A 19,346-nucleotide genomic window follows, 5' to 3' on the forward strand; every position below is an offset into this window, starting at 1 on the left:
TTGGGGCATGGCCGTCATCAATGTGAAGTCGGAAATCGCCGGCAATGTCTGGAGAATCCAGGTCAAGGTGGGGGATCGGATCGAGGCCGAGGGCGAGATCATGATCCTCGAATCGATGAAGATGGAAATTCCCGTCCTGTCGCCCAAGGCGGGCGTCATCAAGGAACTCAAGGTCAGCGAAGGCGAAGCGATCGGCGAAGGCCAGCTCGTGGCCGTGCTCGATGCGTAACAGCGCCGTCGCGACCGACCTCGCCAAGCTCTGGGCTCCCGACAATCTCCGCCGCTCCGCACCGGGCATCGCCCTGTGCGCCGTCATCGCGGCGGTCGCCTACTATGCCGACACCAGGAGCCTGCTGCGCTTCGGCGCGGTCTGGGTGCCGCCGCTGATCCTGACCTTGGTCATCGGCATGGCCCTGCAGCCGCTGTCGGCCAGGCCGGTGCTCAAGCCTGGTCTCGAATTCGCGGGCCGCACGCTGCTGCGAATCGGCGTCGCCCTGCTGGGCGCGCGGCTGACCCTCGGCAATCTCGTCGAAGGCGGTGCGCTGCCCATCGTCGTGGCCATCGCGGCGGTCGGCTGCACCATTGTGTTCGGCGCCTGGGCGGCGCGCCTGTTCGGCCTCAGCCAGAATTTCGGCCTGCTCACCGGCTGTGCGACCGGCGTCTGCGGCGCGGCCGCGGCAATGGCTGCGTCGGCCGTGCTGCCCAAGCACGAGAACTCGGACCGCGACCTCGCCTTCACGGTGATGGGCGTCAACTTCCTCAGCACGGTGGTCATGGTGATCTATCCCACCCTGCGCGAGGTGCTCGGCTTCTCGCTGTTCGAAATGGGCGTGTTCCTGGGCGGCGCGATCCACGACGTGGCGCAGGTCGCGGGTGCCGGCCAGACCATGGGCCCGCAGGTGCTCAGCGACGCGATCATCACCAAGCTGCTGCGCGTAGCGGCCCTCTTGCCGGCGATCGCCGGAATCGCCTGGTGGGTCGCCCGGAGCGGCGGCCCGCAGACCTCGGCGCGACCGACGCCTCCGGTCTTCCTGTTCGGCTTCCTGGCACTCGCCGCGCTCAACTCGCTGGGCGTCATTCCCGCCGCCGTGCGCGACGCGGTCAGCCAGATCTCGGCCTTCCTGATCATCACCGCCATCGCGGCGCTGGGCATGAAGACCTCGCTGCTGGCGCTGGTGCGCATCGGCATGGCCCCGGTGATGCTGCTCATCACCGAGACGATCTTCGTCGGCCTTCTGGTCGTCGGGCTGATCTACGGCCTGCGAGCCGCGGGACTCTAGTTCCCCGGCTTCGTGCCGGTCGCCTTCACGACCTCGCCCCAGGTGTCGATTTCATTCTTGATAAACTCGGCGAACTGGATGGGCGTGCCGGGGGCCGGCAGCGCGGCGCGCTGCTCGATCTGCTTGATGACCGCCTCGTCGTTCAACAGCGTCTGCATGTCCCGGCTGACCTTGGCCACGATCTCAAGCGGCGTGCGTGCCGGCGCGGCGAGGCCCGACCAGCCGGCAGCATTGAAGCCGGGGATGGTGGCCGCAATCAGCGGGATCTTGTCGAGCGGCGGCGGCGCGGGACGCGAGGTCGTCACGGCGATCGCCTTGATGCGTCCGTCTTTGATGGCATTCAGCGCGGATGCGGTGCTGTCCATCATCAGCTTCACGTGCCCGCCCAGCAGGTCGGCCATCGCCGGCCCGCTGCCCTTGTAGGGAATGTGCACGATGTCGACCCCGGCCTTGAGCTTGAACAGCTCCATGGCGAGGTGCTGCGAGGTGCCGGGGCCGGCCGACGCGTAAGAGAGCTGGCCCGGCTCTTTCTTGGCCAGCGCGATCAGCTCTGCGAGCGTGTTCACCGGCAGGCTGGGATGCGCCACGATCACCAGCGGCACGAGGAAGATGTTGGAGATCGGCAGGAAGTCCGTCAGCGGCTTGTAGGGCAGGTCGGGATAGAGGCTGGGATTGACTCCGAACGTGCCGCTCGACACGACCATCAGCGTGTAACCGTCGGGGGCCGCCATCTTGCCGTACTCGGTGGCCGGGATGCCGCTGCCACCCGCCTTGTTCTCGACGATGACCTGCTGCTTCCACTTCTCGGACAGCTTCTCCGCCATCAGGCGCGCGAAAATGTCGGCGGCCTGGCCCGGCGGAAACGGCACGACGAAGCGCACGGGCTTGGTTGGCCATGCGGATTGCGCGATGGCCGGAGCGGCAAGCGCTGCGCCCGCCGCTCCTGCGAACGCCATGACATGGCGACGCGTCGGATTCATTTCTGGAGCCTCCCAGTTCGTTTGGAGTGACAGGGTAGCACATGCCCTCGAAAATGACCGCATGACAGGCAGAATTCACATCACTCCGCCCCGCGATACGGCAGATCTCGACGCCGTCGCCGAATTGGTTCGAGAGTATTCGCAATCCCTCGGTTTCTCACTCGACTACCAGGGTTTCGAGGCAGAACTCGCAGACTTGAGGGCAAAGTATGGCCCGCCGGGCGGTGCGCTCCTGCTGGCGCGGGTCGACGGTGCGCCGGCCGGCACCGTCGCGCTGCGGCAGCTGGAGCCGGGGATCGGGGAGATGAAACGCCTGTATGTCAGGCCGGACTACCGGCGGGAGCGCACCGAGGCCGGAAATTCGATCGGCCGCGAGCTCGCATTGCGCATCGTCGAGGCAGCGCGCGCCTGTGCTCACCGACGTCTCAGGCTGGACACAATCGGTCCCCAAATGGAGCCCGCGATCAGGCTCTATCGGACGATGGGCTTCACCGAGATCGCGCCCTATTACCCCAGTCCGGTGCCCGGCACCGTTTATATGGAGCTGGTCCTTTGACCGATCGCTTCTTCGAGGATTTCAAGGTCGGTGACCGCTTCGTGAGTGGCGGCATGACGATCACGGAAGCCGCCATCATCGACTTCGCCAGACAGTGGGATCCGCAGCCCTTTCACACCGATCCCGAGTTCGCGGCGAAGTGGACGTTCGGCGGCCTGATCGCCTCCGGTCTCCATACGATGGCGGCGACTCTGCGCCTGTGGCTCGATCTCGGCATCTTCCGCGCCTGCAGCCTGGGCTCTCCCGGCATTGGCGAGGTCCAGTTTCCCCGCCCCGTCCGGCCGGGCGACACGCTGCGCGTCGTCTCCGACATCGTCCAGCTGCGGGCCTCGGCCTCCCGGCCGGACCGCGGAATCGCAAAGCTGCGCCAAGTCACGATGAACCAGCTGGGCGAGCAGGTCATGGAACAGGAGACGACGGTCTTCCTCAAGCGGCGCACGGCCGCCTAACGCCAGGCGAAGACCGGCTGCTCGTAGTGGTCGACCCGCGTGTCGCGCCCGGCCAGCGCCACTTCCCGGAACTGGAATAGCAAGGCCGCCGTCGGGGCATTCACCGTCGCCACGGGCAGAGGCAGGCGGATGATCGGGCGGTCCGACTCCTCGATTGCCACGATCTCCGGCGAGCCCTCGCGGAAGAGTTCCCCGCAGCCGATCCGGTAGGCGCCGGCCACTTCCGACGGGTTGGGGATCAGTGTCACGCCGGGTGCCCACACCACCACGGGCGCGATCAGGTAGCCCGAACGGGTCGGATAGTCGTCGAGCGTCCCCAGGATATCGTCGGTGGAAGCCAGCACGCCCAGCTCCTCGTGCAGTTCGCGCAGGGCCGTCTGCTCGATCGTCTCGCCGGGATCGACCCGCCCGCCCGGCAGGGCCCACTGGCCGCCATGGGCCCGCAGCTTCGGCGTGCGCCGGGTCAGCAGAAACGCCGCCTCGCCGGGCTCGTCGCCCTCGGCGATGACGATGGCTACGGCCGCGCGCTTGAGGCCACCGGCATCGACGCGGCGGCGCAGATCGAAGCGACCGAGATGCTCCGTCACCTTGGCGCGCAGCGCTTCATCCAGGCGAATCGGGTTCACGGACCGGCGGGTCTCCGGAACGTCCAGACCACGGCAGGCGGTATGTTGCGCCAGATCCGGGATCCGCGCGTGCCGACGAGCCGCAGCGCCTGAGACAGGGCGCGCGGCACCGGCTGCGCCGGACCATAGGTGAATTGCACCAGCGCGCCGCCACGCGGCAAGGCGTCGAACACACCTTCCACGATACCGCGCACCACCTCTGCAGGAAGCGACAGTAGCGGCAGGCTCGACACGACCGCAGATACCGAACCGATCCCCTGCTCCGCCAGGATCTTCTGCAACCGCGCGGCATCGCCTTCGACGATCCGGGGGCCGACGAAGTGCCGCCGCAGGAAGGACGCGAGCTCGGGATCACGCTCAACCAGCGCAAGCCGGTCCGCGGGGATACCCGCCGCCAACAGGGCCTTGGTGACCTCGCCCGTGCCGGCGCCCAACTCGATGACATGGCCGTCCCGACCCTTCATCTCCGCGAAGGTCGTCTTGGCCATCGCCTCGGCCAGCAGCCGGCCGCTCGGCACGACCGCTCCAACCGCAAACGGCCGGCGCAGCCAGCGTTTGAGGAAAAGGGCAGTGCCGGCGCGAGAGCCGAGGTCGTCACGAGTCTCGATCGGGGGCATGGCGGAACGCTAACAGACGCCTTTCCAAGTCGACAGGAAAAAGCAGCCGCTCCCTATTGTGCGGGTTGCAGGGCCGGGTCCGCCGCTGGCGCGGGGGCCGGCGCCTCGAACACCGGTTCGGCATGCCGCATCTGCTCCACGGCGTTGACCATGGAGACGTAGACGGCGGCCGCGTAGGGCAGCGACTGCACGATCATGAACAGCGACCACAGCCGGGCCTCGGGGTCGACGACACCGTTTCCGAACCACAGAACGGCCGCCGCGATCCACAGCAGCGCGGCCAGGATCGCCTCGCCGCGCGCCATGCCGAGCGCCATGCCCAGGGTCGCGCGCTCGTCCATCTTGGGCGTGCGCATGAAGGGCAGACGGCTGGTCGCCAGGCCATAGATCACCGCCCGCCCCACCGTGTAGGTCAGCGCCAGGCCCGCCAGGGACGCGCCGATGCTCTGCCTGAAGGTGCAGCGCACGCGGTCGAAATACAGCCCGAAGGAATAGAGCAGCTTGAAGACGAAGATGCCGATGGTGGGTGCGATGAACTCGGACGGCGGCAGGCCGACCGGCTTCATGCCGAACAGCGGCGGCACGACGACCGCCAGAACCCAGGCCAGCCCCGCCCAGGTGAAGATCAGGTTCAGCGCATCGGCGAACCAGGGCAACCAGCCGGCAACGAAATGGTACTTCTGCCAGAAGGTGAGCTTGGTATCGCCGAAGAACATCTTGCCGGCATGCGCCTTCATGATCTGCATGGCGCCATAGGCCCAGCGGAAGCGCTGCTTCTTGTAGCCGGAGAAATGATCGGGCGTCAGGCCGTGGCCGAAGCGCTCGCGGCTGTACATGGCGCCGTAGCCATTCTCCATCAGGCGGAGACCGAGTTCGGTGTCCTCAGTGATGCACCAGGTCGCCCAGCCGCCCATCTCCTCCATGCAGGAGCGACGCACCAGGGTCATCGTGCCATGCTGGATGATGGCATCGTACTCGTTGCGCAGGCACATGCCGATATCGAAGAAGCCGGCATATTCCCAGTTCAACATTTCCTTGAAGCGGTCGCCGCGCCAGTCGCGGTGGTCCTGCGGCGCCTGCACGTAGCTGATCTTGGCATCGTCGAAATACGGCACCAGCGCCTTCAGCCAGTCCGGCCGCACCATGTAGTCGCTGTCGATGACGCCGATCACCTTGGCGTCAGGCGCGGTCTGGCTCAGCACGTAGTTGAGCGCGCCGGCCTTGAAGCCCTTCATGACGTCGAAATGGAAGAACTTGAAGCGCTCGCCGAGCTGGGCGCAGTAGTCCTGCACCGGACGCCAGACCGCGGGATCCTTGGTGTTGTTGTCGATGACGATGACTTCGAAGTTCGGATAGTCGAGCCCGGCCAGCGAATCGAGCGTCTGCATGACCATGGATGGCGGTTCGTTGCAGATCGCGAGATGCAGCGACACCTTCGGCCAGTCGCGGTCCGCCGGCTGGCGCGCGATCATCTCGGCGGCGGGAAGCGCCTCGCGCGTCCAGCGGCCGCGCCAGATCGTCTCGGCCATCTCGAGCGCCTGCACCAGCGCCATGCCAAGGCTGGCCACCAGGAAGAACGCGAGCACGCCCCAGCCCACCATCTCGGAGGCGACCATGTAGGTCCCGGCGGCGACGGACGCGCCATAGGCCACGGCACTGGCCGAGAGCGCCACGAGCGCGCAGAAGCCCACCTGCCCCGCCATGCCGAGGCGCGGCCAGCGCCACAGGAAGAGCAGCATCAGCGGCAGCGAGGCCGCCAGCGACCAGGCCGCGCAAGAGAACCATTGCGGGAAAGTCTCGATCGAACCGGTCCAGGCGAACTTCTGCTGCCGGTCGGCGTTCCAGAGTCCCCAGTAGCCGCCCGCCTTGCCTTCGAGGTCGTAGGACTTCCAGGGCTGGTCGACGGCCTCGACGACGAAGGTGTCGATGTTCTGGGAGCGCAGCCACGCCACCATGTCGCGCACGTTCTTGGCCTGCTCGGCGGGCGTCGCATACTTCACGACACCCGAACCGGGGCTGCGGCGCGCGGCGCCGTTGGACGGCCAGCCGACCTCGGTCACGATGATGTTCTTGTTCGGGTAGAGCTTGCGCAGCAGCCCGATCTTCTCCTTCACGTACTCGAGCGGCGTCGAACTCGATTGCTCGTCCCAGTAGGGCAGGATGTGGACGGCGAGGTAATCGACCTCCCGCGCCAGTTCAGGGTAGCGCTCCCAGATGTGCCACGGCTCGGCGGTGCTGACCGGGACCTTGACGTTACGCTTGACGTTGCGGATCTCGCGGATGAGCTGGGCGGGGCTGGTGGCGTTGGGGTCGCGCAGATCCTTCTCGCCGTCGAAGCGGAGGATGTTCTCGTTGCCGACCAGGACGCGTTCGATGCTGGGGTTCTGGTTGGCCATTCGGATCAGCGCGCCGGTCTCCTCGGCATTGACCTCGCTCGCCTCGCGCCCGAACTGCAGCTTGGCTTCGTTCGGACTGTAGATCCAGGCGCCGGGCACCAGCTTCAGGCCATACTTGGCAGCCAGGGCCGGCATCGAGTCGCCGCCATCGGTCGTGCGGTAGGTACGGACGTAGTTGACCTTGCCGCCGAGCATCGCGAAGTCACGCTCGATCTGGTCCTTGCGCGGCTTGATCTGCGGCGTGGGGGTCTCGTTCACCGCTGTCCGCAGAAAACTCCAGATACCGCTTGCCTTGCCGGCCAGCGGATCCTGGTCCTTCGCCCATGGGGCATAGGTGACGCCATGCAGCGGCCCTTCGACGTCGGCCGCGGTCACATGACTGTCAAGCAGACGCCAACCGACCAGCGTGGCCGCGACGACGATGAGTAGAACCAAGCCCCGACGCATCATAAAGGGACGATCGCTCCGGCAAATCCGCCGGTGGTTGACGCTCGCTTCGGGATCGCGGTCGCATGTCTCCTGCGGACGACATTCGTCGACGCAAGGACCGTGCCCGGATCGACTCTTCCAGCGAGCCGACTACCACGCAGTGCGGCGGACCTCTTCGAGGTTTCCTTGCGCCCGATTTCCTCGGCTGCGACCCTTCGCAGTCGGTAAGGCGACGCTGCAATCTATAGCCCGCGGCTCCGGGTACGGTAAAGAGACCCAAGCCGATGATGGCTAAAATGCCCAATTGTCGCTGGCCTTGTCGCCCGTCCTTCGCCAAAACGCCACAAACCATGACCGACCAGGCCCCCGCCGCAGCGCCCGCTGCGGTCCCTTCCTCTCTTCGCGCAACCTATCGTGAGGCCGATCGTTACGGCTTTCTTGAGCGCGCGGGAGCACTCCTTCGTTACGCGTGGTGGAACGCCTTGGGTGTCCCTCGCGGCACCGCCGTCATCCTCACCGGGCGCGGCGAGTTCATCGAGAAGTACGCCACCGAGGTGGTGGGGGACCTGCTCGACCGCGGTTTTGCGGTCGCGGCCCTGGATTGGCGCGGCCAGGGCCTCTCGGACAGGCCGCTCGAGGATCGCGGCAAGGGACACATCGATACCTTCTCCACCTACATGGCCGACCTCCGCCTGTTCCTGGAGACGGTCGTTGTGCCTGAGGCGCCCCGCCCCGTTCTGGCCCTCTGCCATTCGATGGGCGGCCACATCATGATGCGCGAAATGGCCGAGAACGGGACCGGTCCCTTCTCCGCCGCCCTGTTCGTCGCCCCCATGACGGCTCTCCGCCGGGAGGCGATGCTGCGCTCGGTCCTGATGATCATGCCCGAAGTGCCGGCCGTCGAAGAACGCTACCTTTTCGGAACGGGTCCGTTCGTCCTTCTGGCGCGGGAATTCGCGTCCAACTTCGTCACCCATGACGAGCGCCGATACCGCTTTACCGAGGACTGGTTCACGGCCGATCCCCGTCTCACCCTGGGCGGTCCGACCCTCGGCTGGTCCCGGCAGGCGGTCCGTTCGATGACCGCCGTCCAGGCCCCCGGCTATCTCGAACGCATCGACATTCCGCTTCTCGTCATAAGCGCGGGCGAAGACCGGCTGATCGACTCCCGGTCCCACGCCCCGCTGGTGGCGCGCCTGAAGCACGGCGAGCACTTCACGATCGGCCATGCCCGCCACGAGATCATGATGGAAACCGACGAGATCCGCGCCCTGTTCTGGGAAGCGTTCGACCGGCTGGTGAAGGGCGTGCTGAGCTGATGACCGAAGTCCAGATCCTGGTGATCTTCGTCGCCTTCGTCATTGCCGGGATCGCCAAGGGCGCGGTCGGGATTGGCCTGCCGCCGATCGCCGTGGGCCTGATGACGCTGGCCGTGCCGCTCGAAGATGCCTTGGCGATCATGACGATTCCCACCCTGGTCACGAACATCTGGCAGGCGGCGTACGGGCACGGACTGCTGCGCCTGTTCCGGCGCTTCTGGACCCTCGCCCTCACCGCGACCGTGACGCTGATCCTCGTGGCCGCCACCCTGGACAAGCTGGGCTCGGCCCAGGCTTCGGCCTGGCTGGGCGTCATGCTGGCCGCCTATTCCACCATCGTTCTCCTCGCCTGGCGACCGCGGGTGTCGCGCCGGGCCGAACGCTGGATGAACCCGATCATGGGCGCGGCCAGCGGTGCCGTCGCCGGCTTCACCGGCATCGCGGCGGTGCCGTTCCTGCCCTACATGCAGTCGCTCGACATCGACAAGGACGACCTGGTCCAGGCGCTGGGTATCCTCTTCATCTTCCTGATCGGCTCGCTCACGGTCGCGCTGTTCCGTCAGGGCGCCTTCGACGCCACGAACGTCATTGGCGGGATTGCGGCCATCCTTCCCACCTCGATCGGCGTCTGGCTCGGCCAGAAGTCGCGCAATGCCCTGTCCCCTGAAATGTTCCGCCGGGTTTTCCTGATCGGGCTGCTGGCTCTCGGGCTGCACATGGCGCGTGGCTTGTTGTAGGGTCGGGCCATGTCCCTCCCCCTCTTCAAGGTCACGATCTGCGGCATTCCCGAGCTGCCGCAGCATTGCGCCGTCGGCGTAAGCCACGTCCTGTCGATCATCGACACCCACGAGCCGCGCCCGCCCGCGCTCGACACCTACGCCAGCATCGAACACGAGCTGATCCGCTTCGACGACGTGGTGGCGGAGTATCCCGGCTTCGAGGCCTGCACGCAGGCCCATATCGAGAAGGTGCTGGCGTTCGGCGAGCGCGTCCATGCGCGGCCCGACGGGCATGTCCTGGTCCACTGCCACGCCGGCATTTCGCGCTCGACTGCGGCGGCCGCCATCCTGATGACGCAGTTCGCGCCCGGAACCGAGGAACAGGCCTTCCTGAAGCTGCTGGAGCTGCGCAAGCACGGCTGGCCCAACACCCGCATGGTCGAGTTTGCCGACACGCTGCTCAAGCGCGACGGCGCCATGCTGCGCGGCCTCGTCGCCTACCGGAAGGCCTTGCTCGAGGTCAAACCGCACCTCGCGGAAGTGGTCCGCAACATTGGCCGCGGCCACGAGATTCCGGCCTGACTGTTGGGCGTGGCCTGCGCCACGCCCGGATCATGCCTTGAAGAGTCTCACCGCGCCTTCATCGGCAAGCTGGCGAGATGGGTGCCGGCGTCGACGATCAGGAACTCGCCGGTGATGTTGCTGGCACTGGTCAGGAAGAACATCACGGCTTCCGACATCTGTTCGGGCGTGCCGGCCTGGCGCAGCGGCGTGTTCTGCTCCTGGCCCATCTTCATCTTGTTGTAGTTCTCCTCGCCCATGCCGCCCAGCAGCCAGCGCGTTTGGATGAAGCCCGGGCAGACCGTGTTGACCCGCACTGCCGGCGACAACCAGCGCGCCAGGGTCAGCGTCAGGGTGTTGAGTGCGCCCTTGGAGCAGGCATAGGGAATCGAGCTGCCGACACCCATCACGCCGGCGATCGAGGAGATGTTCACGATAGAGCCGCGGTCCTGCTGGGTCTCCCACTGCTTCTTCATCATGGGAAAGACCGCGCGGCTCATCATGTAGGGGCCGGTGACGTTCACCCGCAGGATGCGATCGAAATCCTCCGGCGTGACGCCGTCGAGGTCGCCCTGGTTCTGGAACTTGGTGGTGCCGGCGTTGTTGACCAGGCCGTCGATGCGGCCCCACTGCTTCATCGTCTCGTCGGCGAGCTTGCGGCAGTCGGCGTCCTGGCCCATGTCGGCCTGGACGAGGATCGCCTCGACGCCCTTGGCCTTCACCGCCTCGTAGGTCTCGTCCGCCTCTTTCTTGCTCTTGGTGTAGTTGATCGCGACGTTCCAGCCGCGCTCGGCCAGGTCCAGCGCGCAGGAGGCGCCCAGTCCGGTCGCCGAGCCCGTCACGATCGCCACCTTGTTCGATTTCGCCATGTCACTTCTCCCGATATCTCGCGGCACCTTTCATAGGCTAGGATCGGCCCTCTAGGCAAAGAAACGCACCTCAGGCGGGATCATGGCCGATCTGTTTTCGATGAAGAATCGCGTGGCGCTCGTGACCGGCGCCTCGCGCGGACTGGGCCGCGACATGGCGCTGGCCCTGGCGGAGGCCGGCGCCACCGTGGTCTGCGCCGGCCGAACGGTGAAGGAGCTCGAAGCGACGGCCCGTGCCATCGACCGCAAGGGCGGCCGGGCGCACGTTGTCACCATGGACGTGACGGACGAGGCCGACGTCGTCGGCAAGATCCAGTCGATCGTGAGCAAGCATCGCCGCATCGACGTACTGGTGAACAATGCCGGGATCGTGCATCGCCAGGACATCGTCGACACAGCAACGGCCGATTTTCGCAAGGTGATCGAAACCGACCTGGTCTCGCAGTTCATCGTGGCGCGCGAGGTCGGCCGTCACATGCTGGCGCGCAAATACGGTCGCATCGTCAACATCTCGTCGGTCATGGCGGTCCTCGGCCGCGCCTCGGTGGCGGGCTATGTCTCGGCCAAGCACGGGCTCGTCGGCCTTACCAAGAATCTGGCGGCCGAGTTCGGGCCGCACGTCACCGCCAACGCGATCGCGCCTGGCTACATTCGGACCGAGCTCAACGTTCCCCTGCAGCAGAACAAGGAATTCAGCGACATGCTCGAGCGCCGCACCGCGGCCGCGCGCTGGGGAAAACCCGAGGATCTGCGCGGCGCGCTGCTGCTGCTGGCGTCCGATGCGGGCAGCTACATCACCGGCCATACGCTGGTGGTCGATGGCGGCCTGACGACCATCCTCGCCTGATCGGGACGCGCCTTACCATGACCGGCATTCCGCGCTGGGCGATGCTCCTGGCGGCCGCGGCCTTCGCGCTCTACGCCGTCGCGGTCTCGCAGGGCTGGCTGCGCGATCCGTCGCTGGCGAAGGCCGACTATGTCGGCACCATCGACGTCTCGGCCGACGATGCGAAGCTCTACCGCGCCGTCCCCTTCGAATGGCAAGTGAACAGCGCCGCCGGCAGCTTCAAGGGCAGCGACACGGCGCATGTCCGCATCGACCCGTCGGGCGAACGCACCGTACTCTGCGGCTGGGTCCCGCTCGACAAGGGCGGCGCCTCGATCCGCGCCACACGCTGGCTGAGCGAGGCGCGCCTCGCCGTGGGCGACATCAAGGTCACCGCCCTGTTCATCGCCCCGGTCGACAAGAAGCCAGGCGACGGCCTGAACGCCGGCTGCCTGCGGCTCGACGAAGGCATCAAGCCCGCCGCCGATGCGCCGCTCCGACTCGAAGGCTCTCCGGTCCGCGAATAGACCCGTCTCCCTGAGTGAAAGAGTAATCATGCTGCCCAGACAAGGCGTTACCCCGGAACTGGCCTGTTTCATCGTCGACACGAAGTGGGACGACCTTCCGGACAAGGCCCGCCACGAAGCCAAACGTGCCCTGCTGAACTTCTTTGCGGTGGCGATCGCGGGATGCCGGACCGAACCCGTCGAACTGGCGCTGCGGACCCTGGGCGAGTTCTCCGGCGGGCGGCAGGCCACCCTCGTCGGTCGCTCGGAGCGCATCGATCCGCTGACCGCCGCCTTCCTGAATGCGGCAGGCGCCAACGTCTTCGACTATTGCGATACCCATCTGCCGACCGTCGTTCACCCGACCTCGCCGCTGGCACCCGCGCTGCTGGCCCTTTCCGAAATCCGCCGTGTCACCGGCCCGGACCTGCTCCTGGCCTTCGCGCTTGGCTTCGAGATCGAGTGCCGGGTCGGCGGCGCGGTCTCGCCCGGCCATTATCCCAAGGGCTGGCACATCACCTCGACCTGCGGCGTGTTCGGCTCGGCGGCCGGCGCGGCCAAGCTGCTGGGCCTCGACGCCGAGCGCACCGTGTGGGCGCTGGGCAGCGCCGCGACGCAGTCCGCCGGGCTCTGCGAATGCCTGGGCTGGCCCGCCAAGAGCGTCAGCGTCGGCAATGCCGCGCGCAACGGGCTGTTCTCGGCACTGCTCGCGGAAAAGGGCTTTGCCGGGCCGCCCGAGCCGATCGCCGGCGCGCAGGGCTTCCTCGCGGCCATGGGCGAGCCGCCCAACTGGGCGGCCCTGCTCGACGGCCTGGGCACCGACTGGCAGGTCAATCACAACTCGATCAAACCCTATGCCGCGGGCTTCGTGATCCATCCGCTGCTCGACCTCGCGCTCGACTGGCGCCGCGCCCATCCCGACGGGGCGGTCGAGCGGATCGCCGTGCGCGGCAATCCCCTGCTGCTGCAGCGTACGGATCGCGCCGACATTGCCACGGGCCGCGAGGCGCAGGTCAGCCTGCAGCATTGCGTGGCGGCGGCGCTCTTGCTCGGCAAGGCCGGCCTCGACCAGCTGACCGATGCCTGCGTCGCGGATCCCGCCATCAAGGCCCTGCGCGGCAAGTTCGAATGCACGAGCGACGATCGAATCTCGACGATCGCCGCCGAAATGGACATCTGGACCGCCGATGGGAAGAAACACGCGCTTTCAACCCAGGCGGCGCGCGGCAGTTCGTCGAATCCGCTGAAGGATGCCGAGATCGAGGCCAAGCTGCGCGACGAGGCCCGGCGCTGGGAGCCGGACCACGACATCCAGCCGCTGATCGACGGGGTGTGGGCGCTCGACCGCAGCGAGGATGTCTCCTCGCTGCTGGCGCTGGCGGTGCCTACTCGACGGTGACGTTGGCGGCCGCCGCGACGGCCTTCCAGGTCGCAATGTCCTTCTGGATGAAGGCCGCGAATGCTTCCGGCGAGTTCCCGACCGTCTGCATGGCCTGCTTCTCCAGCAGTTCCTTGGTGGCAGGATCGGCCAGCGCCTTCACGATCTCGGCGTTCAGCTTCTGGATGACGGCGGGCGGCGTCTTAGCCGGCGCCAGGATGCCATGCCAGGCCAGCGCCTCGAAGCCGCGATAGCCGCTTTCGGCGACGGTCGGCACTTCGGGCGCCACCGGCGATCGCTCCAGGCTGGTGACGGCCAGCGCACGCAGCTTGCCGGACTTGATGTGCGGCAGGACGCTGATCGGATCGCCGAACACGACGTTCAGCGTGCCGCTGACGAGATCGCCCACCGCCAGCGCCGTCCCTCGATAGGGCACGTGGGTCATCTTGAGGCCCGCCTTGCTGGCGAACAACTCCGCCACGAGATGATTGGCCGCGCCAACGCCGGTCGACCCGTAGTTCAGGCCGCCGGGCTTGCTCTTCGCCAGCGCCACGAACTCCTGCAGCGTCTTGGCGGGCGATTCGGAATTGACGACCAGGATATAGGGATAGGCCGTCGTCATGGTGATCGGCGCGAAATCCTTTACCGGATCGTACGGCAGCGTCTTGTAGACGGCAGGATTGATCGAGATCGGGCCGGACTGGCCGAGCAGCAGCGTGTAACCGTCGGGCTCGGCCTTGGCCACGAGATCGGTGCCGACAATCGACCCAGCCCCGCCCTTGTTCTCGATCACGATCGGCTGGCCGATATTCTCGGAAACCTTCTTGGCGACGATGCGGGCCACCGAATCGGCGCCCCCGCCCGGCGCATAGGGCACCACGAGCTTGAGGGATTTGGACGGGAAATCCTGCGCCCAGACCGGACTCGCGACAACAGCCAGCGCCAGCGCGCCGGCGGCGCGCCTCGTCATCTTCTTCATCTTTCCTCCTGGAACTTCATTGGCGGTATCGTTGAGAATACCGCGGACAAGGGCTACTGAAACGTCGGCATGGGGCAATCTCGGTTCTCTCGCACGGCGTCAGGCCGCTTCCCCTCTCAACTGGGCCAAACCGCGCTTCATCAGGGCTTTGGTGTAGCGTTCCCGGCCGACCTCCGGCGCGACGGCCTTCTTGTCCGGCGGCGACGCGAAAATTCCTGTCAGTTCCTTCAGCTCCGCCTCGGCAAGCTTGAAGTTGCCGCGCTTCATGTAGCCCAGGGCTCGGAAGAGGCATTCCTCCTCCTTCCAGTTGGGCTCGCGGTTCCAGTCGTCGAGCTGATGCAGCGCCGCCGCAAAGCGCGCCAGTATGGTCGCCTTGAACTGGGAAGTTACCCGATACATGCTATCCGCTCGCTCCTGTTGCCTGGCGCGATGGTGCGCGCGCCGCGCTTCCGCCGCAAGCGCCGTGGCCTCGGCCAGCTGTCCATCCGATGACCCCGCTGCCCCTCTCCGACGTCCGGCTGGACAGTCGTTCGAACCGCGGAACGTTCCTCGATCTCGCGTTGCTCGTCGTCGGCAGCAGCGCCGTGCTGATTGCCCTGATCCTCTGGTTCGACAATGCGCAAGGCGGATTGACGGGCAACGGCGTCTTCAAGAGCCTCGAGCTGACGCCCTGGGTGGTCGATCCGGCGCATGCACCGCTCTACCCCTCGAACTATCTGTTCTACCCGATCTATGGAGCCCTCTGCCGCCTGCTCGACCTGCTCGGTGTCTTTGCCGGCGATCCCCGGCGGCAGCTCACGATCCTCAACGCGGCAAGCGCCAGCCTCTGCACGGGCGTGGCCTACCTGCTCGCCCGCGCCATGACGGGCGACCGAATCATCGGCCTGCTGACGGGCGCGTTCCACCTCGCGACCAGTCACGTGATGTTCCTCGCCATCGTCAACGAGGACATCATGCCGAGCTACACGGTGATGTTCGCCGCGATGGCGCTCGCTGCGGTCTGGTTCGCGCACCCGTCGGCGGCACGGGTCGCGGCGGTCGCTGTGCTGTTCTCGACCGGCTGGCTGTTCGAATGGCGGCTGATGTTCCCCACCCTGCCGGCGATGCTCGCCGCCCTCTGGTTCTGCGAACCTCGCCTGAAAAGGCGCATCGCCTGGATCGCCCTGTTCCTCGCCTGCATGCTCGCCACGACTGCGGTCGTGGCGATGGCCTGGCACGGTCACACCGGCGCCGTCGGACCGTTCGATCTCATCTGGACCGGCAAGGCGGTGCGCTCAGTGTGGGCAGGCTTCACCTGGGCCAAGGTCGGCTATCTGTGGGATGGCATCGTGGCCTACCTCCTGGGAACCGGCGTCACGACGTTCGACTGGCTTCCCGGCTGGGACATCTGGCGCTTCGTCACGACTTTCTTGTTGGTGGGGATCGCCTTCGTCGCGAGTTCAATGCTGTGGCCCACCCGCGACGAGGGCCGTGCGCGCGCCTTGCTGGCCGTATTCGGCGTGACCTTCCTCGCCGGCGAGGTCTTCAACCTCTATTCCCAGCCGCAGGACCCGCAGATGCAGATCAACGTCATGGCCTGGGTGACACCGGCCTGGGCGTTGGTACTGCTGGCCGCGCGCCGGCGCTGGCCGGCGCGCGGCCTCGCCGCGATGGCTGCGGCGACGGTGGCGCTGTTCGCCTACAATGTCTGGAGCATCGCGCCTCTGCGCGGCCTCGACAGCAAGTGGCGCAACGCCATCGAGCGGCTCGAGCACGAGAGCGATCCTGCGCGCACCGTCTTCCTGCTGCACGATTTCGACTGGACGATGGTCTATGCCTCGCTGCACTGGGGCACGGCGGAGCCCGGTATCGCTGGGCTGGGGCCGGCGCCGCAGGCGCTGCCGAAGTTCAAATGGATCGGCTTCACCGGCGACGTCCTGCGCCATCCCGACTGGAGCGCGGAGCGGCACGTCGAATCCCTGCGTCGACAGATCGACCGCGCGCTTGCCCTCGGCTACGAGGTGATCGTCGTCCGCCTGTGGGACATTCCCGAAGCCCAGCTGCTGACCGAGACCGGCATGGTCGCCGACGCCGCCCGGCTCGGTGCGCTGCAACGCATGCTGCGCACCGACTTCGCGGCCAGGCCGGCGGCGGTCGATCCGGTTGCGGGCTCCCTATACCGGCTGCAGCCCGCCGCCGGCCGCTGACGACTTACATCGTCGCCTGCTGGATGCGCCGCTCGTCGAGGCCGACCGAGCGCGCGGTCTCCACGATGGCGGCCCAGGTATCGTCCGGCAGCGGTACGCCGTCGGCGAGACGCTGGGCCCGGGTGCGCGATTCCTGCTCGCCCGGCACCAGGATCTCGACGCCGGGCGTGGCCGGCTTGGAGCCCTTCACGAACGAGACGTACTTGGCAATGTCCGTCGGGAAGAAGCCCTCGGCGTCGAACACCTTGGGGTCGACGTAGAAGGAGAGCATGCCGTTGGCGAAGCGGCCGCGCTTGGGATCGGTCGCGCCTGTGCCCGACAGCGAGCCGCCCAGGATCTCGCACATGAAGGCGAGGCCCGATCCCTTGTGGTCGCCGAAGGCACGGATGGCGCCGGTGCCCTTGCTGTGGTCGCGCGGGCCCGTGGGCGTGTAGTCGCCGTAGAGCAGATGCGGGTCGGCGCTCGGCTTGCCGTCCGGGCCGATCAGCGCGCCCTCCGGCAGCTTCTTGCCGCCCTGGCTCGTCACCAGGACCTTGCCCTCGGCCACGATCGAGGTGGCGAAGTCGAGGACCAGCGGATCCTCGCCCGGCCTCGGGACACCGACACAATAGGGCGCGGTCGAAAAGCGGCGCTCGACGCCGCCATAGGGCGCCACCAGGACGCTGCCCGAGGCATTGACGAAATGCACCGAGACGAGGCCCGCCTCGGCCGCCATCTCGGCCCAGTCACCGACCCGGCCGACATGGCCCGCATTGCGCAGGGTCACAGCCGAAAGACCATTCTTCAGGCACTTCTCGATGCCGATCTGGACAGCCTGCGGCGTCACCGTCTGGCCGAACCCGTACTTGCCGTCGACCACGGCGATCACCGGCGTGTCGACCAGCACGTCGACCGTCACGTCGGCAATGACGGTGCCGCTCTTCTTCTGCGAGGCATAGCGCGGCACGCGCACCACGCCGTGACTGTCGTGGCCCGACAGGTTCGCGCTCACGAGGTAGCGGCCGATGCGACCGCCCTCCTCCTTCGAGCATCCCGCGGCGGCAAAGATGTCCGCCACGAAGGATTCCAGCTCCTTCGCCTTGATCGTCACGCTCCCCATGGTCAGGACTTTCCGCGCTGCAGGCTCGCGACGTAGCCGCGGTTCCAGGTCGGGTTGATCATCACCTCGTTGATGACGATGTGCGGCGGCAGGCAGGCGATGTAGCGGATCAGATCACCGACATCCTCCGACTGCGCCATGCGCTTGCGCTCGGCCGGGGTGATCGGCACCGGGCGCTTGTCGAGGATCGGCGTCGCCACCTCACCCGGGCAGACCACGCAGGAGCGGATGCCGTTGACGCATTCCTCCATGTTGATCGTGTGGCTCATCGCCACCACGCCGTGCTTGGCCGCCGAATAGGCCGGGCCCGACAGCAGGCTCGGTACCTTGCCGGCCACCGAGGAGGTGTGGATCAGAACGCCGCCCTTGTTCTTGCGCATCAGCGGCAGCACCGCCGAGGTGCAGTAGAAGGCGCTCGACAGGTTGCCGTGCACGACCTCGTCGACCCCCTTGGGCGTCAGCTGCTTCCAGCTCCGCTTCTGGATGTTGAGGCCCGCATTGTTGACCAGGATGTCGATGCGGCGGTGCTTCTTGGCGATCGCCGCAACGGTCTTCTCGACCGCTGATGCCTTCATCAGGTCGGCCGGCTTCACCTCGGCCGTGCCGCCCGCCTTACGGATCATCTCGGCTGTCTCTTCGAGCGCCTCGCGGCGGCGCCCGGTCAGCACCACGGTCGCACCGTCCTTGGCCAGCGCCACTGCCGCCGCCTGCCCGATGCCCGACCCCGCACCCGTCACCCATGCGACCTTGCCCGTCAGAATGCCCATCTCGCTCTCTCCTCGCTTCTCTTCCAGGTCCATTGTTCCCAGTGTCGTGCGGCCCGGCCGCGCGCTCGCGAGCCTACGCTTTCATATTGATCCCGTCGCGCGGAGATGCGCTCTCAACTCTCCGCACAGTTCGGCTTGAGTTCGGACTGCACCCAGTCGAGCCGACGTCCTCCGTCTGGATCTCCCAGCGCGGCTCCGGTCTGCCAGAACGTATAAGCGCGGCAGAGGTCACGACTGTCCCGACTGATTCGAAAGCGAAGCAGATAAAGATCGCCGAGCGATATGTCGGCAGCGGGCATGCGCCCGGCAGCGGCCATCTCCAGCAGCTGAATTGTCTCAGTCTCCGAACCCAGCCGCTCATTGAGCATCAGGTTGGCTGCCGCCGAGCAAGCCCGAGCGTAAGACGTATCGCGGCATAGAGCGGTGAGGCCTGCCGTTATGACGGCTTTGTCCCCATCCCAAAGGCCAAGGTGCAACTTGAGGTATCTGCTTTCCGACGTCGGCACCGAAAGCGTCTTCAGTTCGGCTCGAAGCGCTTGAACACACTTCACGTTGACCGTGTATGACGCCTCGCTCCAGTAAGCAGGATCGTTCTGCAAGAGGTACTGGAGGCTGCAGGGTGCGGCTTCCTGTGCCGCAGAAGGAGCGACACCAGAAGCATGCGCGCCCCACAAGAACGCCCAGGCCAATCCAGTCAGGCGCCAAACACGCTGCGTCATCGACCCAGCTTAGGAAAAGACCGGTCGAAAAAGAAGAGGGACCTGCCCTGCGGCAAGCCCCTCTTCGTCGCTCCCGGTGACGGGT

At 66.7% G+C, this 19,346-nt stretch carries 21 protein-coding genes; 11 read left to right on the forward strand and 10 right to left on the reverse strand.

Annotated features, from left to right (window positions below; translation table 11 throughout):
- Positions 1–7 precede the first annotated feature (7 nt).
- Positions 8–229: a biotin/lipoyl-binding carrier protein gene (locus ACO07I_RS06000; RefSeq protein WP_422015299.1), complete on the forward strand. Its 222-nt coding sequence runs from the start codon at positions 8–10 to the stop codon at positions 227–229.
- Entirely contained in the window at positions 222–1,280 is a 1,059-nt protein-coding gene (locus tag ACO07I_RS06005) for a YeiH family protein (protein WP_422015301.1), read from the forward strand. The genes ACO07I_RS06000 and ACO07I_RS06005 overlap by 8 nt, the downstream gene beginning before the upstream one ends.
- Here the strand turns inward: ACO07I_RS06005 and ACO07I_RS06010 are convergent.
- On the reverse strand, positions 1,277–2,260 hold the full coding sequence (locus tag ACO07I_RS06010; protein ID WP_422015303.1) for a Bug family tripartite tricarboxylate transporter substrate binding protein: 984 nt from the start codon (positions 2,258–2,260) through the stop codon (positions 1,277–1,279). The genes ACO07I_RS06005 and ACO07I_RS06010 overlap by 4 nt on opposite strands.
- Before the next feature lie 61 nt (positions 2,261–2,321).
- Between ACO07I_RS06010 and ACO07I_RS06015 the strand changes: the two genes are divergently transcribed.
- Positions 2,322–2,816 carry a GNAT family N-acetyltransferase gene (locus ACO07I_RS06015; RefSeq protein WP_422015305.1) on the forward strand — a complete coding sequence of 165 codons (495 nt, stop codon included), beginning with the start codon at positions 2,322–2,324 and terminating at the stop codon, positions 2,814–2,816.
- On the forward strand, positions 2,813–3,265 hold the full coding sequence (locus tag ACO07I_RS06020) for a MaoC family dehydratase (protein WP_422015307.1): 453 nt from the start codon (positions 2,813–2,815) through the stop codon (positions 3,263–3,265). The genes ACO07I_RS06015 and ACO07I_RS06020 overlap by 4 nt, the downstream gene beginning before the upstream one ends.
- On the opposite strand, the gene ACO07I_RS06025 is transcribed toward ACO07I_RS06020, so the two are convergent.
- From ACO07I_RS06025 to ACO07I_RS06035, 3 genes are read right to left on the reverse strand one after another with little or no spacing between them, the layout of a single operon-like run.
- On the reverse strand, positions 3,262–3,891 hold the full coding sequence (locus ACO07I_RS06025; RefSeq protein WP_422015309.1) for an NUDIX hydrolase: 630 nt from the start codon (positions 3,889–3,891) through the stop codon (positions 3,262–3,264). The two genes, ACO07I_RS06020 and ACO07I_RS06025, sit on opposite strands and share 4 nt — an antisense overlap.
- Positions 3,888–4,508, reverse strand: a complete 621-nt coding sequence (locus tag ACO07I_RS06030) for a class I SAM-dependent methyltransferase (protein ID WP_422015311.1) — start codon at positions 4,506–4,508, stop codon at positions 3,888–3,890. The genes ACO07I_RS06025 and ACO07I_RS06030 overlap by 4 nt, the downstream gene beginning before the upstream one ends.
- Before the next feature lie 53 nt (positions 4,509–4,561).
- A complete protein-coding gene (locus tag ACO07I_RS06035; RefSeq protein WP_422015313.1) occupies positions 4,562–7,339 on the reverse strand; it encodes a glycosyltransferase in 2,778 nt (925 codons plus the stop codon).
- A gap of 476 nt (positions 7,340–7,815) precedes the next feature.
- Between ACO07I_RS06035 and ACO07I_RS06040 the strand changes: the two genes are divergently transcribed.
- From ACO07I_RS06040 to ACO07I_RS06050, 3 genes are read left to right on the forward strand one after another with little or no spacing between them, the layout of a single operon-like run.
- Positions 7,816–8,652 carry an alpha/beta fold hydrolase gene (locus tag ACO07I_RS06040; RefSeq protein WP_422015315.1) on the forward strand — a complete coding sequence of 279 codons (837 nt, stop codon included), beginning with the start codon at positions 7,816–7,818 and terminating at the stop codon, positions 8,650–8,652.
- Entirely contained in the window at positions 8,652–9,389 is a 738-nt protein-coding gene (locus ACO07I_RS06045; protein WP_422015317.1) for a sulfite exporter TauE/SafE family protein, read from the forward strand. Before ACO07I_RS06040 ends, ACO07I_RS06045 begins: the two co-directional genes overlap by 1 nt.
- A 9-nt stretch (positions 9,390–9,398) precedes the next feature.
- Entirely contained in the window at positions 9,399–9,953 is a 555-nt protein-coding gene (locus ACO07I_RS06050; RefSeq protein WP_422015319.1) for a tyrosine phosphatase family protein, read from the forward strand.
- A gap of 47 nt (positions 9,954–10,000) precedes the next feature.
- On the opposite strand, the gene ACO07I_RS06055 is transcribed toward ACO07I_RS06050, so the two are convergent.
- The gene (locus tag ACO07I_RS06055; protein ID WP_422015321.1) at positions 10,001–10,801 is read right to left on the reverse strand and encodes an SDR family NAD(P)-dependent oxidoreductase; all 801 of its coding nucleotides are present in this window, start codon (positions 10,799–10,801) and stop codon (positions 10,001–10,003) included.
- An 82-nt stretch (positions 10,802–10,883) separates the two neighbouring features.
- Here ACO07I_RS06055 and ACO07I_RS06060 point away from each other — a divergent pair, with 82 nt between their 5' ends.
- From ACO07I_RS06060 to ACO07I_RS06070, 3 genes are read left to right on the forward strand one after another with little or no spacing between them, the layout of a single operon-like run.
- The gene (locus tag ACO07I_RS06060) at positions 10,884–11,648 is read left to right on the forward strand and encodes an SDR family NAD(P)-dependent oxidoreductase (protein WP_422015323.1); all 765 of its coding nucleotides are present in this window, start codon (positions 10,884–10,886) and stop codon (positions 11,646–11,648) included.
- Positions 11,649–11,665: 17 nt separating this feature from the next.
- On the forward strand, positions 11,666–12,154 hold the full coding sequence (locus tag ACO07I_RS06065; RefSeq protein ID WP_422015325.1) for a hypothetical protein: 489 nt from the start codon (positions 11,666–11,668) through the stop codon (positions 12,152–12,154).
- Between the two features lie 28 nt (positions 12,155–12,182).
- On the forward strand, positions 12,183–13,532 hold the full coding sequence (locus ACO07I_RS06070; RefSeq protein ID WP_422015327.1) for an MmgE/PrpD family protein: 1,350 nt from the start codon (positions 12,183–12,185) through the stop codon (positions 13,530–13,532).
- On the opposite strand, the gene ACO07I_RS06075 is transcribed toward ACO07I_RS06070, so the two are convergent.
- Both ACO07I_RS06075 and ACO07I_RS06080 read right to left on the reverse strand, forming a co-directional pair.
- Positions 13,519–14,490 carry a Bug family tripartite tricarboxylate transporter substrate binding protein gene (locus ACO07I_RS06075; RefSeq protein ID WP_422015329.1) on the reverse strand — a complete coding sequence of 324 codons (972 nt, stop codon included), beginning with the start codon at positions 14,488–14,490 and terminating at the stop codon, positions 13,519–13,521. The two genes, ACO07I_RS06070 and ACO07I_RS06075, sit on opposite strands and share 14 nt — an antisense overlap.
- Before the next feature lie 99 nt (positions 14,491–14,589).
- The gene (locus tag ACO07I_RS06080) at positions 14,590–14,889 is read right to left on the reverse strand and encodes a hypothetical protein (protein WP_422015331.1); all 300 of its coding nucleotides are present in this window, start codon (positions 14,887–14,889) and stop codon (positions 14,590–14,592) included.
- Between the two features lie 89 nt (positions 14,890–14,978).
- Here ACO07I_RS06080 and ACO07I_RS06085 point away from each other — a divergent pair, with 89 nt between their 5' ends.
- Entirely contained in the window at positions 14,979–16,676 is a 1,698-nt protein-coding gene (locus ACO07I_RS06085) for a hypothetical protein (protein ID WP_422015333.1), read from the forward strand.
- A gap of 4 nt (positions 16,677–16,680) precedes the next feature.
- On the opposite strand, the gene ACO07I_RS06090 is transcribed toward ACO07I_RS06085, so the two are convergent.
- From ACO07I_RS06090 to ACO07I_RS06100, 3 genes are all read right to left on the reverse strand, one after another.
- Positions 16,681–17,775, reverse strand: coding sequence for a malate/lactate/ureidoglycolate dehydrogenase (locus ACO07I_RS06090; protein WP_422015335.1), 1,095 nt, complete (start codon positions 17,773–17,775; stop codon positions 16,681–16,683).
- A gap of 2 nt (positions 17,776–17,777) precedes the next feature.
- The gene (locus ACO07I_RS06095) at positions 17,778–18,542 is read right to left on the reverse strand and encodes an SDR family oxidoreductase (protein WP_422015337.1); all 765 of its coding nucleotides are present in this window, start codon (positions 18,540–18,542) and stop codon (positions 17,778–17,780) included.
- Between the two features lie 113 nt (positions 18,543–18,655).
- Positions 18,656–19,261 carry a hypothetical protein gene (locus tag ACO07I_RS06100; RefSeq protein ID WP_422015339.1) on the reverse strand — a complete coding sequence of 202 codons (606 nt, stop codon included), beginning with the start codon at positions 19,259–19,261 and terminating at the stop codon, positions 18,656–18,658.
- Positions 19,262–19,346 lie beyond the last annotated feature (85 nt).

Origin of the sequence: Reyranella sp. (assembly GCF_965227665.1) — a bacterium.
Taxonomy (GTDB): domain Bacteria; phylum Pseudomonadota; class Alphaproteobacteria; order Reyranellales; family Reyranellaceae; genus Reyranella.